Origin of the sequence: Embleya sp. NPDC056575 (assembly GCF_042793325.1) — a bacterium.
Classification (GTDB): domain Bacteria; phylum Actinomycetota; class Actinomycetes; order Streptomycetales; family Streptomycetaceae; genus Embleya.
Genome location: NZ_JBHTVA010000029.1, coordinates 29,873 through 45,006, shown reverse-complemented (window position 1 = coordinate 45,006; position 15,134 = coordinate 29,873). Strand labels below are relative to the sequence as shown.

The following is a 15,134-nucleotide window of genomic DNA, read 5'->3' as shown; positions in this document are numbered from 1 at the left end:
GCGCATCAGCCGCCGTGCTCGCGTAGTAGTTCGATCATGTTGCGGAGCATCGGTATCGCCGAATCGCCGGCCTTGTCCTTGTCGTTGAAGTGCATCAGTTCGTTGCGGATCTCCCGGAGTTCGTCGAGGCGGGCCGTGAAGGACTTGCGGTCCAACGGCCAGTTCAGCCTGTCCCACTGTTTCTGATTGCTCAGGACCTGCTGGTAATCCCCGAAGGACAGCTGGTCGAAGGCGGTGAGCTTGCGGAGTCCGTCCGGATCGCAGAGCGCGATCACCTCTGCAAGGTCCAGACCTTCCGAGATGACCCGGCGTAGTTGTCGGTCAAGGTCACCTATGAGCAGGAACGGCCGGGCCGTGGCACCGTACTCGGCTGCCACGTCGGCGACGGTGATGATTCCCGCGATCTGATTCGTCTGGTCCTTGACCAGGAGAAAGCCGAACCGTTCCAGATCGGGCAGGACATCGATCAGGTGATCGGCGTAGCTGACCGCGTGAGCATCGACGATGGCATCGGCAAAAGGCGCCGCAACGTCCGCGTAGCGCGCTCGTGCGATGGATTCCCAGGTGACCGCACCCCGCAGATTCCGAGGACCGTTCAGCACCGGCAGTTGCGAGTACCCGTTGAGCCGCATCTTGGTGAACGCCTCCTCGAAGCTCGCCGAGGAGGGCACTGATACCACTCCCTTGAGCGCTGAGGGCAGGTTGCCGACCGTCTGTCCCTGGATCGGCTCGCCTCTGTCCTCTTCGTCGCCGGACGTGGTGCCGGGCCCTGGTGCGCCGGTCGTCCTCGGCTCCTCCTGCCCCGCCGCCGGCTCCTGCTCAGCCGTTTTCTCGTCCACGTCCTCGGTGTCCCCGGACGGTCCGGTCAAGGCGACCCGGTCGTCGATCCCCACGGCTGCGAAGTCCGGCACCGTGGACAGGCCGTGGTTGGCCAATTCGGTGGCCACCTGATCGGTGACCAAGTAGCCGCGCCGGGAGGCCCCCCACCAGCCCAGCAGATCCCGGACCGTGAGGGTGATCGGCGTGTCGGCGTCCGCCTGCTTTCGGGCGTCCTTCAACCGGGCGTGACGGGCGGCGGATCCCTCCGCTGCGACATCGCCGGAAGGCGGCAGCTCTGCCGCTGTATCCAGGAGCGTCTGCCTCAAAACGTCCAGCAGGGTGCCGTCGTCCAGTGCCCAGGAGGTCCACCCGTCGTAGGATCCTCGCCCCGTGGCCGCGGCAGCTGCCGTGGAGGGGGACTTGAAACGCCGGCCGTCGCTCAGCTCGATCCTGCCGTCCTCCGCCACCCGGGCGCGGTGTGCCTCTCCGGATCGCTTACGCAAAAACGTGAGCTGTGTTCCGGGGTTCAGCAGGCCCGCGTTGACAAGGTCGGAGACCAGCACTCGCCGTCCCTCGATCAGGTAGGAAGCTCGCCCCGGAGGCTCTTCCTCACCGTTGCCCACCGCAGAATCGGTCATCGGTGTCTTCCCCAGCTCGGTCCCGTCTGGAAGTGGTCCGATCATTGCAGAGGCCTACTCCGTGCTGCTGTGCATTTCGAATAGCTCGTTCGTCGAAGCGCCCAGGGGTGCTATGGCTCTCGTCGGGACGGCGCGGTGATGCCCGGCGATTGATGTAACAAGTACATACGGGGAGTGACCGACGTGGGATAGTTGCCGGATTCGGCGTGTCCAGGTGGGCCAGGTGGGGGAACGTTGGCGCAGTGGATGGAGCAGCTGGTCCAGGCAGTGGGCGAGGTGCTGGCCAGTGAGGGTCGCAGAGGTGGCGGTGCGGAACCTCCGAGGCACACGCGGGTCGGAGACGTGCACTACCTGGAAGACGGCTGGTACGGGCTGCCCACTTATGCGAGCCGGGTCGACCCTGATGATCTCCAGGACATGCGGTTGGCGACGGGGCCGGCCCCGATGATCGGCAAGGTCGGTCGTTCACCGTCCTCGGCTGGCGGGTCGAGTCGGAGCGGGTCCGCCTTCAGGTGGCGGCTCACGCGCCCCGGAGCGGATTGGCGCTGTGGGCGGTGCGGCGCCCGCCCGATTTCCTGCTTCGCTCACTGCGCGAAGCCCTGGCGGCCTTGCCGGACACCGGACTCACGGAGCGGCTGGTCGGCGGCCGGATCGACGCGGTCGCACCATCCGATGCCTCGGCCTGCGGTGGTGTCCTGAAGGGCGGCCAGGCACAGGCGTACCTTGCCTGTACCTCGCCGGGCCTGCGGTTGGTCTGGGGGCCGCCCGGTACCGGGAAGACCACCGTGCTGACCAGGGCGCTGAGTGACCTGGCCTTGCGGGGCAAGCGGGTCCTGCTGGTCTCCGGCACCAATGTGGCGGTGGACAACGCCTTGGAGGGAGTGCTCAAGGAGCGCTCTTCGCTGCAACCCGGTCTAATGGTTCGGGTCGGCTCTCCCGCGCTCCGCCACGTGGCCGAGGACCCGCGGGTATCGCTGCCGCTGCTGGTATGGGCGAAGGTGGCGGAGGCCGAGAAGGCAGTGGAAGGCGTCGCCGAGCAACTCACCGCCCTGGTGAGCGAACCGGCACTGACCGAATTGCGCGATACGGAGGCCCGACTCGCCGGGTTCGATCCCGACTCGTACGAGCAGGCCAAGGAACGCCTTGCCCACGGCCGCCTGGTGGAGCGCCTTGCGACCGAACTGGAAGCGGGCGAAGCGGGCGAGAACGACGCCAGGTCCCGGAGCGAGCGGGCTGCCATCGAGCACCGCGAGGCGCTGGGGCGCTGGGAAAGTTGGGCACCTCAGCGGTCCCTGCTGGAGCAGGTGGCGCAGTGGCGGGCCGAGATCGGGAAGGGCGAGCAGAGTCAGCAGCAATTGAGAGCAGCCCTGCTCGACGCCGAGGCCGCTCTGGCTGCTCTGGACACGGAGGAACGCGAACTCGACGGGCGGAGCCGTCTGCGGACCAGACGCCGGCGTGGCGCGATCCAGCACGAACGAGCCGAGCAGACCGGGCGCCGGATTGCCCTCCAACAGCAGGTCGCCCAGGCCGCCGAGACCTACTCCGTCCACCACGAGGTACTGCGCCGGCACATCACCCAGGCACGCGCGGCAGCCCATCCCGTCGATGACACCGCGCTGCGCCTGCAACTGGCGCTGATCGTCTCGACCGCTGCCGACCATGCCAAGGCGGACCAAGACCTCGCCCTCGCCCGGCAGACGGCGCAGACCGCCGGATACCGGCTGCGTGCGGCCCGGCAGGACCACCATCCTCAGCCTGGGGACGCCGATCTGGTGGCCACCTCCGACAACGCCGGACTGCCCCAGCTGGCTGTTCGGCTCAGGGCACTGCGGGCCGCCTGTACCGGACTGCTCGCCAAGCAAGGCGATTTGGAACGCGAACACGAGAGGCTCGTGCGGGAGTTGGCGCGGCGGCGGTCCCAGGCCGAACCTGAGCTGATCCGCGAGGCGAGCGTGGTAGCCACCACGCTCGCCCGGCTGCGGCTCAACCGGACCGTGGCCGAAGGGCCGTATGACGTCGTACTGGTCGACGAGGCCGGGGCCGCCCTGCTCCCAGAACTGATCGTCGCGGTCGCCAAGGCCAAGGAGACCGTCGTACTGTTCGGTGACTTCTGCCAGCTCGGTCCGGTCATGCCCAAGCGCGTACCGAAGCAACCGGAGCTGGAGCGGTGGATCCGCGCGGATTGCTTCGAACTGGTGGGCATCCGCACGCCCGACGACGCACGGGCACACCCTGGCTGCGCGGCGCTGCTCACCACTCACCGATTCGGACCCGACACCACCGATCTGGTCAATCGCATCGCCTATGGCGGCATGCTCAGGTCGGCCCGCCCGGCGCGGGACCGTGCCCTCGATCCGGAAATCATCCTGGTCACCACAGACGGGCTCGGTGAGGGAGACGACGGAATCGCCACCGCACGAAAGGTGCCGGGCGAAACGGGCCGCTGGTGGGTGGCCGGCAGTCTGCTGGCTACCGCGCTGGCCGAGCGCCACCACGACGAGGGCGAGAGCGTCGGAATCGTCACGCCGTATAAGGCGCAAGCCCAGGTGACGCACGACTGGCTCCACGACCAGGGTCGCCTCTTTCGCAGTCCTGCGGTGGAGGTGGGTACGGCGCATCGCTTCCAGGGTCGGGAGTTCGACGTGGTCGTCCTGGACTTGGTGGAGGACGGTGTGCTGTCGGGATGGACCGCCGCCGGCAACTTCAGGGACGCGCGCGCCTTCGCCAAGGACGGGGCCAGACTCTTCAACGTGGGTGCAACGCGGGCCCGCCAGCGCGTCTATGTGATCGCCGCTTGGGAAGCCCTGGCCAAGGCGGCGAACGGCACGGTACTGGCCCAGTTACGGGACATGGCGAGAGCGGAGCCCGAGGCACTGGTGCGCGGCGTTCGCTCCGGTCAGCTCCTTGGCCTGCCCGCCACCGAGTCACCAGGGCTGAACCCGTTGCAGCAGGAGATCTGGCAGGCCTTCGAAGGCCACGTCCGGTACACCGCCATCCACGACGAGGATACCTACTACCCCGACGCCCTCGACGCCGTTGACCAGGCCCGCCACAGCATTTGGCTCTGGTCGCCCTGGTACACCAAGCGCATGTGGGAGGTGCTCCCGCACCTTCACGATGCGCGCCGCCGCGGTGTGCGGATCCACCTCTTTGTCACCAACGAGAGCGACAGCCTGTTGCAGGGTCAGCTGGCAAAGCCCGCCACCGCAGTCGACGCCGCCCGCCGACTGCCCGAACTCAAGGCGGTGGCCGACACCCTGGTGGAGATCAAGGACATGCACCAGAAGATCCTGGTGATAGACGAGCAGCTCTGCTTCCTCGGCAGCCTCAACACCTTGTCCCACGCGCCCGGCGGCCAGGGCCGGCGCGAGCTCATGGTCCCTTTCCGGGGACGCCGCTTCGCCCGCCATATCCTCGACCACGAGAATGCTGAGCTCCTGCTCCACCCGCCCGTCTGCCCCGACCACGGAGGCCAGGCCGAGCTGCGCAAGTACACGATCCCGTCCAAGCAACGCCCCGCAAGGTTCCCGTACACGACCAACCATCCGGCCCAGCGCTACTTCGTCTGGGCCTGTCCCACACGCATTGCCGTCGTCAAACCCGACGGCACCACCAGCACGGTGGGTTGCGACAGACGGAAGACTCTGCGCCCGGAAGAGACCGGGTACCTGGGAAAACAACCATCGCTGTAGGCGTCAAACTGGTGCTCGCCTTCGGCGGGCTCGGTCCAGGCCAGGCAGTCCGAAGCTATGGTTGCCACACCCCGTCGGTCGAGCTTCTTCCCGTCTCGGAAAGAAGGCTCTCATCGGGCGTAGCCTCCACACGGAGCCTGATGTCGCCGGCACGGAGGAACCTGCTCAGCACCTCCGCCAGTGACGTCGGCCTGCCCGACGGGTCTCGGGGCACTGGCCGGCCGTCATCCCCCATGGGCCTCTCGCCGGGCTGATGCGCGCCGGCCTGCTCACACCGGATGCGGTCCTCACCTTCCACCAGCGTCGCGCGAACAGGACGGGCCGCGCCGTCGCCACCGTTGACAGGCAGCTCATCGTCGACGGGCACTCCTCTCCTTTCCATTTCCGTCGAAAGCCGCGGAAGCCGTGACCGGCAATGTCATCAATGGCTGGACGCTGTGGCAGACGGCAGACAGCTCCACACCGGACAAGTTGCGCCAGAGCCTGAACCACCGCTGAACAACCCTCGCGGCAGCGTGGGTCCGCGTGCGTGCGACGGACTCGGTCACGGCGATGTCTCGCCGTCGCGGCGACGATACAGACGCGGTGGTGAAAGCCGAACGACCACCGGAGTCGCCGGTCGGCAGGTAAAATCGATGCCGCTCATGGCCCGGAGGTGGACGCTGCGCCCGTTGGCCGCCATGAGAGCGGATCATTCGTGATCTTCTCATTGCCTCTCGTTGGTGACATGGACGTCGTCTACTCGGTCTTTCGGCACAGGGCTTGGTCGTCCCTCGCCATGTCGCTACGGCCGACGCCTGACCTGGCTCGGCTTCGACCGGCTCACACCGTCCTGAATGCATCAAGGAGACGAAATGGCCACCGACGCAACGGGCTTCGCCAACGTGGCGTGGTTCAAGTCCAGCCACAGCATCACCAACGGCGCTTGTGTCGAGGCGGCGGTGCTGCCGACCGTCGTGGGGACCCGGGACTCCAAGCTCGACGCGAGCCCCGTACTGGCCTTCGGGCACGACCGGTTCCGTGCGTTCGTCGCGGGCGTTCGCCAGGGATGATCGCCCCCGCTCGTCGAGCCCGCACCGCGCCCGAGTTCCGTGCACTCGCGGCGCGGGCGGGTGGGTGGGTCCCGAAGGTCAGGACTCTGTGGTGCGGGTTTGGCGGCGTTCCATGGAGGCGTTGAATCTGGTGAGGAGGGTGGTGAAGCGTTCGCGGTCGTCCAGGCTCCAGCCTTCGCAGATTTCGGCCATCAGGCGTTGGCGGGCGTTGCGGACCTGGTGGAGGCGGTCGCGGCCCTCGGTGGAGAGTTCGAGGAGGACCGCGCGGCCGTCGTCCGGGTTGGGGACCCGGTCGACCAGGCCCTGTTCGACCAGCGGGGTGACCTGGCGGGTCACCGTGGACGAGTCGATCGTCATCGCCTGCGCGAGGGCCTTGACGCCCATCGGGCCGCCCGCCTCCAACCGGCCGAGCAGCAGGTAGGCCGCGCGGTCCATCGAGTTGCGCAGTTCGCCGACGGCGCCGAGGCGGGTCTGCTCGGCGCGCCGCGCGAAGAGGGCCACCTCGTGCTGCAGGCGGTCGTAGAGCGGGTCCGCAGAGCCGGTGGGGTCGATCGGGTCCTGTTCCGGTGTCATCGCCGCTCGTTCGTCGATCCGATGTGATCCCCCGAGGATATTGCGCGGACCGGGATCACCGGGCCCCGACCGGACGATTCCACCCCGCAATGCCGCCGAGGGTTTTACCGTGGCCACAACGGGGTGTTTTGCCGCCGTTGCCGGAGTGCGGGCCCGGTGACGGGGATCCGGTGCCGAGGGGCGATATGTCGCGGCCCGCGACTACCCGGACAGGTGTGGGGCAGCAGCACAGACAGAGCGGCGACGGCACCGAGCCGGGCCCGAGGGCATCCGCTCGGCAGACCTGCGGGAGGCACCGTGCACAAGCGCGACGCTCGCGAGTTCGAGGTTTTCGTCCATACGGTCGGCACGCAGTTGCTGCACGCCGCGGATCTGCTCACCGGTGACCGACAACGTGCGGAACGCCGGGTCGAGCGGGCGCTGGCGCATACCTGTCTGAAGTGGAGCCGACTGCCGAGCCAGGATCCGGTACGCACCGCGTGGCGGGCGCTGATGGCCGGCTACCTGGATCCGTGGCGTCCGGGGCCGCGCGGGCACGACCACGAACTCCCGGACGCGGGCGAGCCGTTCACGACGCTGGACCGGCTCGGCCGGATGGAGCGGGCCGCGGTGGTGTTGCGGCTTTACGCGCGGTTGGACGAGTACGACGCGGCCGAGGCGATGGGGCTGCCGGTGGAGACGGTGTCCGGGGCGTGGCGGCGCGGGATGGCGCAGGTCCTGGCCGGCGGCGGGCTGGTGCGCGCGGCGCCGGTCGGGGTGCGGGAGGCGACGGATCTCGCCGCGGGCACGGAGGCGTACCGATGAGCGTGACCGTGTCGCCGCCGGGTGCGGCGGACGCGGAGGAGGTGCCCGAGCCGCCGGAGTTCCCGTATCGGCCGCTGCCGCCGAATCTGGCCCGGCGGGTGCGGCGACGGGCGGCGCTGCGCAGGCTGCGCCACGTGTTCGGCTCGGTCGTACTGGCCGGCGCGGCGGCCGGCGGCCTGTGGCTGGCCGTCCCGGGCAGCGGCGGCGGGGGCGGCCTGCCGCCGACGCCGCCGGATCCCACGCCGCTGTGGCCGGTGGACCGGAGCGAGTCGTCGGATCTGCGTACCGACGTCGGCTTCGGCGCTTCGGCGTGGATCGGCGACACCGGCCCCGAGGGCGAGTCGTCCTGGTGTCTGGGCGGCGCGGCCGAGCCGGAGGAGGCGCGGTGTCGCTTCCTGCCCACCCCCGGGCGGCTGGACACGGCGATCATGCCTTCGGGCCGGTACGCGCCCGCCGGACAGCGGTTGGTGGTCGCCGTCCTGATCGGCCGCGGTACGACCGCCCCGGCGCTGCGGAGCGAACTCCACGACGCCGCGGGCACCCGACGGATGCGCCTGGAGCGCCCGGCGGACCTGCCCGGGGTGGCCTACCTGTGGGCCTTCACCGGCGGGACCCCGGTCTCGATCACCGTCTACGACGAGGCGGGCAACCTGGTCGCGGCCTGCGCGGGCTGTACGGACGGGGCGCGATAGGGCCGGTGCCGGCGGAAGTCGGCGGGGCCGCGAGCGCCGGGTGGGCCGACCGGCCCCCCGGCGCTCGGGACACGGCACCGACGCCAGGCATCCGACACCAGGCACCCGGCACCCGGCACCGGACCTCAGCCGAGGGCGCGTTCCAGGTCGGCCAGCAGGTCGTCGGCGGATTCGATGCCCACCGACAACCGCACCAGGTCGCCCGGGACCTCCAGCGGCGAGCCCGCCGCCGAGGCGTGCGTCATCCGGCCCGGGTGCTCGATCAGCGACTCGACGCCGCCGAGGGACTCGCCCAGGATGAAGAGTTCGGTCCGGTCGCACACCTTGACCGCGGCCTCCTCGCCGCCGTTCACCCGGAACGACACCATGCCGCCGAACGCCTTCATCTGCTTGACCGCGACATCGTGGCCCGGGTGTCCCGGCAGCCCGGGATACATCACCTCGGCCACGCGCGGGTGCCGCGAGAGCAGGTCCACGACCCGCTCCGCGTTGGCGCAGTGCCGGTCCATCCGCACGCCCAGCGTCTTGAGCCCGCGCAGCGTCAGCCACGCGTCGAACGGCGCGGGCACGGCGCCCATCGCGTTCTGGTGGAACGCCAACTCGGCCGCCAGACCGGCGTCCTTGACCACGAGCGCGCCGCCGATCACGTCGGAGTGGCCGCCCATGTACTTCGTCGTGGAGTGCACCACGACGTCCGCGCCCAGGGTCAGCGGCTGCTGGAGGTAGGGCGAGGCGAAGGTGTTGTCGACCACCAACAGCGCGCCCGCGTCGTGCGCGACGGCCGCGAGGGCGGCGATGTCGGCGACGCCGAGCAGCGGGTTGCTCGGCGTCTCGCACCACACGATCCGGGTGACGCCGGGCCGGATGGCGGCCCGTACCGCGTCGAGGTCGCCGGCGTGCGCGGGGGTGTACTCGATCCCCCAGCGCGAGGCCACCTTCGCAAACAGTCGGAAGGTGCCGCCGTAGGCGTCGTCCGGGATCACCGCGTGGTCGCCCGGCGCGCACAGGGCGCGCAACAGGCAGTCCTCGGCGGCCAGTCCGGAGGCGAAGGTCAGCGCCCTGGTGCCGTCCTCCAGGGCCGCGACGCACTCCTCGAGCGCGGTGCGGGTCGGGTTGCCGGAACGGCTGTACTCGTAGCCGCCGCGCAGCCCGCCGACGCCGTCCTGCTTGTAGGTGGACACCTGGTAGATCGGCGGAACCACGGCCCCGGTCAGCGGGTCGGGTTCCTGCCCGGCATGGATCGCCAGTGTCTCAAAGCCGTGCGATTGGGTCATGCCGGAAACGTTAGTCGCCCCGACGCGCTCCGGCGCGCATCCGGTCGATCCGAGGGGACGGGCGGAACCGGGGACAGGCGCTAGGAGCGCAACAGGCGGTCGAGCATCAGCCGGGCGGCCTGGGTCGCGCGGGTGCGCACGTCGGCCATGTGCTCGGGGCCGGGGGCGCTGAAGTAGGCGGACATCGCCACGGTGTCCTTCCGCAGGGTCACCACGACGTACGCGTACGGACTGCCGCCCGACTTCAGGTACATCAGGCCCTCCTCGGCGAACACCTCGTCGGCCTCGGCGAACGGGGGCTGCGGGGCGCCGGGGGTGTCCTTGGCCTGGGTGCCGTCGGTGTAGGTGCGGGTCGGGCAGCGGTCCTTGACCTGGCGCGCGTTCTGGACCTGATCGCGCGCGCCGCGCACGTCCTTGTGCACGATCGCGCTGGTGCTGCCGCTGGAGAGCGTGTTCGGCTGCGCGGCGTCGGACTGTTGCACCTGGCGCACCCACTGGCCGATGATGCTCGCCGGCAGCGGCACGGTCTGCTGCGTACAGTCGGCGGCGTAGTCGGTCCAGGTCTCGCCGGCGAACTCGTAGGTGCTCTGCTTGACGAAGCCGCCGCCCCAGTCCTCGGGGGTCAGCGCCAGCGAACGGGCGAGCGTCTGCGCCTGCTCGGGGCTGCGGCTCGGCGGCGCGGTGGTGCCGGACGGCCGGGAGGTCGCGGTGGTGGACGCGGTCGAACTCGGGGTCGTGCCCGGGCCCTTGGCCACGGGGCTCGCGTCGGTGGACGTCGCGTTCGGGACGACCGCGAACGGCCCGTCACCGCTGTCGGCGCAACCCGCGAGCAGCAAAGCGCCCAGGAGCGGGCCCATCGCGCGGAGCATCGTTCGTCTCGTGCCGGATCCCGCGCGGACTCTCGTGCCGTTCATCCGATGACTCCCCCGTGAGCGTGAACCCACATGATATTCACCGTGCTCGCGCGAGGTCGGCGCGGTCGCGTCGGGTCAGCGCAGGTACACGGTGGTGCGGGCGACCATCTTGGCCAGCGCGTCGATCGCCTGGTTCTTGGCCGACTCGAAGGTCTTGTCGCCCCGGTCGACGACCGCCGCGGTGAGCACCATCTGGCCCTGCCGAGCCGTCACCCACACGTACTGGAACGGCGCGCCGCCGTGACCGGAGATCCACTGGGCGCGGGCGACGTGTACCTCGTCGATGCCCTCCACGGTCAGGTCCAGGACCTGGATGCCGTTCAGCTTCTCGTCGCCGCCGAGCACCTGGTTCGGGCAGCGCCGGGCGTCGGCGAGGCCGGTCTGCATGTCGGTACGGGCCGCGAGGGCGGTGGAGTACACGGTCGCGGAGGATGTGGCGAGCGTCTTGCTGAGGTTGTCCACGCTCGGCTTGCCGTCGGGGATGTACACGTAGCGATCCATGGTCGCGAGCGCCCCCGGGGTGGTGCCCTGGAGCGCCTGCTTGCAGTCGGTGCCGGTGATCACCCGGTCCAGCGCGGTGTGTTCGTAGTTCTGCTCCTGGGGGACGTAGGCGTCACCCCAGTCCTTGGGGACGAGCGCGACGGCGGAGACCACGGTCCGCGCCCGCTCGGTGGTCAGCGTCACATCGGCGCGGGGAGTCGTGGTGGGGCGCGGCGTGGCACTCGTGGTGTCCGGCTCCGGCGTGACCGGATCCGGCGAGGGTGGCGGTGGCGGTTCCGGGTCGCGCGTCGAACTTCGGCTCACGGTGGGCGAATCGCTCGCCCCGAGGCCGAACGGCCCGCCCTTGGACGTCCCACCCGAACACCCCGCCACGAGCATCCCGCTCACGAGCAGGGCCGCCGCCATCCCCACCTTGCGCACCATGGAACGCCCCCGCCTCCCGAAACCCCAGCGTCGAGGTCCATTCAAGCGGGTGGCGCGAACTCCCACACCCGAACCCGGGGGATTGCGCGATTCCCGGGAAAGTCACGGGGAGTTCCCCAGACCTGGAGGGTGTGGTCGGCGGCCCGACGGGCCCACGCGCGGGGCCTTGCTCTTGTTCCGGGGCGGGGGACTGTGTCATATATGTCTAGACCAATTGCTCCTCGGTGATGATCGGTGGAGAGAGGCGTTGTGGCGCGACGGGTGGCATGGATCGGCTTGATCGGCTTGGTCGTTGCGCCGGCGGTGACCGGGTGTTCGGACGACGGGCGGGATACCACGCCGCCGCCGGTGCCCGTCGAGGTGAGCGCGCTCGCGTCGAGTTCGGTGTCGGTGCACGTGATGTGGCGGGCCGACCCGAGCGTGGCGGTGTTCGAGGTGTATCGCGGCGACGCCAAGGTGCTGGACGTCACCGGCGGGCGGCACATGGTGGACGTGGGCGGGCTGACGCCGGGGACCGCGTACACGTTCTCCGTGCGGGCCCGGGACCGGGCCGGGAACGTGTCGGCGGCGAGCCCGCAGGTGCCGGCCACCACGCCGTCCGTGGTCCAGGGCGAGCGGGTACCGCCGACCGCGCCCGGGAATCTGCGCGGCCAGGCCCGGGGCAAGGACGGGGCGACGCTGACGTGGGAGGCGGCCACGGACGACGTGGGGGTGACCGCGTACGACGTGTGGCAGGCCGGCGTACGGGTGCACAGCGTCGCCGCGGATCGCACCACGGCGGTGGTCACCGGGTTGCGCCCCGGCACCGAGTACGTGTTCACCGTCACCGCGCGCGACGCCGCCGACAACAAGTCGCCGGCGAGCAGCCCCGTCACGGTGGTCACCGAGCAGGGCGCCGGCAACGGTCGCAACACCGCGCCGACCGACCTGCGTGCGATCCCCCGCACCGCGGCGGACGGCACCTACGTCGACCTGACCTGGACCCCGCCGGACGTGGACGGGGTGGTCGCGAGCTACGAGGTGTACCTGGACGGGCGGTTCCTGACCACGGTCCAGTGGGGCGCGGCGCCGCCGACCGAGACGGCGCGGTACAGCCTGCCGCTGGGCGATCGGCCGGCGGTCGGACACGTGCTGAAGATCCGGGGGCAGCTGCCCGACGGGACGTGGGGCGAGTTCTCGGCCGACCTGACCGTCACCGACGCACCGCCCGGCGCCGCGACGCCGGGCGGACCGTGAGCGCCGTGGGGGCCGGCATCGGCGGGTGCGGCGCGGCGAGTGCTCGGCTCAGCGGGACTTGGACGCCCGCAGACCGCGACCCGTCCTCGGCGCGCCCGTCGGGTTCTCCGGGACGGCCGGCATCGCCGAGCGTGGCGGGCGATTCGCGCGGGTCTTCGCGACCGGGCCGATCTCCCGGGTCAGCCAGCCGCACACGAGGTTGACCGCGTAGTTGAGCTCGGCCTTGTCGAGCGGCCCGCCCTGGGGGATGCCGTGCACTTCCTCCAGGCAGCCCCGGCAGCAGGTGCCCGTGGCATGCTGCGCGACGAAGACCGGGTGGCCCCGGTACGGGGTCTGTCGGCCGTCCTTGCTCGGCTTGGCGGGGCCGAGGCGCCGGGCGATCACGTCGTACGCGTACCAGCGCACGCCGGATTCGCCCAGGGTCACGGCCACGGTGCGTTCCCGGCCGGGAAGGTGGAACCGGGCACGGGAGGGAAGTTTGCCGATCGCGTCCAGGCGGGCATCGAGCGGCTCGGGCCTGGCGCCCTTGGAGGTCTTGGTCGTCATATCGCCTCCAACGGTAACCCGTTTCGCCGGGCCGGGTGCTCGTCCGGCTCAGGCCAGGTGCTTGTGGAAGATCGTGGTGGAGCGCAGCACACCCGACGCGTCCGCCGCGTAGGACGGGATGGCGCCCGACTCGATCCAGCCGGCACGCTTGTACAGCCGCTCCGCACCGCTGCCGGTCTGGGTGTCCAGGGTGAGCAGGCTGCGACCGGAGGCGGCGGCGAACTGCTCGGCGGTGGACAGGAGTTCGCGGGCGATGCCGTTGCCCCTGGCGCGTCGGTGCACCAGCAGCTTGGAGATCGCGGCGCGGTGCCGGCTGTTCGGCATGCCGGCGAAGCGGAGCTGGATGGTCCCGGTGACGCCCTCGTGGTCCGAGGTCGCCCACACGATGATCCGGTTGTTGCGTATCTCGGCCGCCTGCGTCGCCCACCACTCGGCGGCCGCGTCGATGGGCAGCGGGGCGAGGAAGCCGACCCCGGCCCCGTCGTCCACCGCGTCCACGAGCAGCGCGGCCAGACCGGGGGTGTACGTGACGAGATCGATCGCGGAGAGCCGGACGGGCGTTGTCATACAACCATTCTCCCGCGCCGTTCGATCAGCCCCCGACCAACCCCGCGCCCGATCGCCGGCGGTCGGCGGGGGGGTGTGGTGGGTGGGGCCCGGGTGGCGCGGGTGGCCGGTGCGGTCAGCGGGCCCGGTCGTACGTCTCCCGGTTGGCGAGCACCTCGTCCACGTGCGCCTCGGCCCAGTCCTGGACCGCCCGGTAGGTGTCGATCAGGCTTTCACCGAGGCGGGTCAGCGTGTATTCGGTGCGCGGCGGGACCTCGGCGAAGACCTCGCGGCGGATCAACCCGTCGCGTTCGAGGTCGCGCAGGTTGGTGGTGAGCACCTTCGGGGTGATGCCCCGGACCCGAAGGCGCAGTTCGGTGAAGCGCAGCGTGCCGGCGGCCAGGTTGAGGATGATCAGCACGCTCCACCGCGAGCCGAGGCGGTCCAGGACGTGCCGGCTGCGGCAGTCGGGCGAGTCGGTCGGCAGCCTCGCCGCGAGACCGGCCGCGCCATTGGTATCCACAAGGAAACAATAGCACTTCAAGGTGCTCGGTATCCGGTGGTAACAAATGGCTTGAGCTGGGGTGTTGGATGAGTGTCGTAGCTCTTCCGCTCCCGAGAACACGAGGACTTCATCATGGCCAGGATCGCCCTGTTCGGCGCCAACGGCGGTATCGGTGTGCACATCCTTCGCGAGGCCCTGGGCCGCGGCCACCACGTCACCGCGGTGGTGCGCGATCCGGCCCGGCTCGCCGGCGAGGAGCACGAGCGGCTGACGGTCGTCACCGGCGACGCGACCGACCCGGCGTCCGCGGCCTCGGTCGCGGCCGGGCACGACGCGCTGGTGAGCGCGATCGGCGGCGGGTACGCGGACGGCGTCGCGCACGCCGCGCTCGTGGTGGCCGCGGCGAAGTCGCTGACCGAAGGGCTGCGCTCGCTGGGCGACGCGGCGCCCGCGCTCGGCCTGTTCGTGGTCGGCGGCGCCGGCTCGCTGCGCAGCCCCGGCGGCGGCCGGGTGTGGGACGCGGAGGGCATCCCCGAGTCGGCGGTACAGATCATGCGCGGGCAGGGCGCGGCCCTGGACCACTACCGCACGGTGACCGACGTGACCTGGACCTACCTCTCCCCCGCCGCCGACATCGGCCCCGGCGAGCGCACCGGCGCCTACCGCACCGGCCGCGACGACCTGGTCGTGGACGCGGACGGAGTGAGCCGCATCTCGGTCGCCGACTACGCGGTCGCCCTCCTCGACGAGATCGAGACCCCGAAGCACACGGGCGAGCGCTTCACGGTGGCGTACTGACCCCACGGCGCGGGCGGGGGCCCCCGGGGGCCCGGGGGGCCCCCCGGCCCGGGCCGGGGGGGCGGCCCCGGCCCCCCCCCAACGCCGAGAAGCCGGGGGGCACCACCCAACCCCCCACCAC

The 15,134-nt window shown here is 70.8% G+C and carries 14 protein-coding genes; 6 read left to right on the top strand and 8 right to left on the bottom strand.

Going from position 1 to position 15,134, the window contains the following annotated elements; genetic code table 11:
- Positions 1-5: 5 nt before the first annotated feature.
- Positions 6-1,457 (bottom strand): CBS domain-containing protein, encoded by a 1,452-nt coding sequence (locus tag ACFRCG_RS23385; RefSeq protein ID WP_380034343.1) that lies wholly within the window; start codon positions 1,455-1,457, stop codon positions 6-8.
- Positions 1,458-1,996: 539 nt separating this feature from the next.
- Here ACFRCG_RS23385 and ACFRCG_RS23380 point away from each other — a divergent pair.
- Together ACFRCG_RS23380 and ACFRCG_RS23375 are read left to right on the top strand one after the other, a co-directional pair.
- Positions 1,997-5,149, top strand: a complete 3,153-nt coding sequence (locus ACFRCG_RS23380; protein ID WP_380034341.1) for an AAA domain-containing protein — start codon at positions 1,997-1,999, stop codon at positions 5,147-5,149.
- 854 nt (positions 5,150-6,003) lie between these two features.
- On the top strand, positions 6,004-6,201 hold the full coding sequence (locus ACFRCG_RS23375; RefSeq protein ID WP_380034339.1) for a DUF397 domain-containing protein: 198 nt from the start codon (positions 6,004-6,006) through the stop codon (positions 6,199-6,201).
- A gap of 78 nt (positions 6,202-6,279) precedes the next feature.
- Here the strand turns inward: ACFRCG_RS23375 and ACFRCG_RS23370 are convergent, their stop codons facing one another.
- On the bottom strand, positions 6,280-6,774 hold the full coding sequence (locus tag ACFRCG_RS23370; protein WP_380034337.1) for a MarR family winged helix-turn-helix transcriptional regulator: 495 nt from the start codon (positions 6,772-6,774) through the stop codon (positions 6,280-6,282).
- Positions 6,775-7,071: 297 nt separating this feature from the next.
- Here ACFRCG_RS23370 and ACFRCG_RS23365 point away from each other — a divergent pair, with 297 nt between their 5' ends.
- Together ACFRCG_RS23365 and ACFRCG_RS23360 are read left to right on the top strand one after the other, a co-directional pair.
- The gene (locus tag ACFRCG_RS23365) at positions 7,072-7,578 is read left to right on the top strand and encodes a hypothetical protein (RefSeq protein ID WP_380034335.1); all 507 of its coding nucleotides are present in this window, start codon (positions 7,072-7,074) and stop codon (positions 7,576-7,578) included.
- On the top strand, positions 7,575-8,270 hold the full coding sequence (locus ACFRCG_RS23360; RefSeq protein WP_380034333.1) for a hypothetical protein: 696 nt from the start codon (positions 7,575-7,577) through the stop codon (positions 8,268-8,270). The genes ACFRCG_RS23365 and ACFRCG_RS23360 overlap by 4 nt, the downstream gene beginning before the upstream one ends.
- A 125-nt stretch (positions 8,271-8,395) precedes the next feature.
- Here the strand turns inward: ACFRCG_RS23360 and ACFRCG_RS23355 are convergent, their stop codons facing one another.
- The 3 genes from ACFRCG_RS23355 to ACFRCG_RS23345 all read right to left on the bottom strand — a co-directional run bounded on the left by ACFRCG_RS23355 (position 8,396) and on the right by ACFRCG_RS23345 (position 11,382).
- Positions 8,396-9,544, bottom strand: coding sequence for a cystathionine gamma-synthase (locus tag ACFRCG_RS23355; protein ID WP_380034331.1), 1,149 nt, complete (start codon positions 9,542-9,544; stop codon positions 8,396-8,398).
- A gap of 80 nt (positions 9,545-9,624) precedes the next feature.
- On the bottom strand, positions 9,625-10,401 hold the full coding sequence (locus ACFRCG_RS23350) for a hypothetical protein (RefSeq protein ID WP_380034329.1): 777 nt from the start codon (positions 10,399-10,401) through the stop codon (positions 9,625-9,627).
- A gap of 132 nt (positions 10,402-10,533) precedes the next feature.
- Entirely contained in the window at positions 10,534-11,382 is an 849-nt protein-coding gene (locus ACFRCG_RS23345) for a hypothetical protein (RefSeq protein WP_380034327.1), read from the bottom strand.
- Between the two features lie 348 nt (positions 11,383-11,730).
- Between ACFRCG_RS23345 and ACFRCG_RS23340 the strand changes: the two genes are divergently transcribed.
- Positions 11,731-12,618 (top strand): fibronectin type III domain-containing protein, encoded by an 888-nt coding sequence (locus ACFRCG_RS23340; protein ID WP_380034325.1) that lies wholly within the window; start codon positions 11,731-11,733, stop codon positions 12,616-12,618.
- A 48-nt stretch (positions 12,619-12,666) separates the two neighbouring features.
- Here the strand turns inward: ACFRCG_RS23340 and ACFRCG_RS23335 are convergent, their stop codons facing one another.
- The 3 genes from ACFRCG_RS23335 to ACFRCG_RS23325 all read right to left on the bottom strand — a co-directional run bounded on the left by ACFRCG_RS23335 (position 12,667) and on the right by ACFRCG_RS23325 (position 14,233).
- A complete protein-coding gene (locus tag ACFRCG_RS23335) occupies positions 12,667-13,164 on the bottom strand; it encodes a DUF4186 family protein (RefSeq protein ID WP_380034323.1) in 498 nt (165 codons plus the stop codon).
- Between the two features lie 48 nt (positions 13,165-13,212).
- Positions 13,213-13,731: a GNAT family N-acetyltransferase gene (locus ACFRCG_RS23330; protein ID WP_379999557.1), complete on the bottom strand. Its 519-nt coding sequence runs from the start codon at positions 13,729-13,731 to the stop codon at positions 13,213-13,215.
- Positions 13,732-13,846: 115 nt separating this feature from the next.
- Positions 13,847-14,233, bottom strand: coding sequence for a winged helix-turn-helix transcriptional regulator (locus ACFRCG_RS23325; RefSeq protein WP_380034321.1), 387 nt, complete (start codon positions 14,231-14,233; stop codon positions 13,847-13,849).
- Positions 14,234-14,347: 114 nt separating this feature from the next.
- Between ACFRCG_RS23325 and ACFRCG_RS23320 the strand changes: the two genes are divergently transcribed.
- Positions 14,348-15,013 (top strand): NAD(P)-dependent oxidoreductase, encoded by a 666-nt coding sequence (locus tag ACFRCG_RS23320; protein WP_380034319.1) that lies wholly within the window; start codon positions 14,348-14,350, stop codon positions 15,011-15,013.
- Positions 15,014-15,134 lie beyond the last annotated feature (121 nt).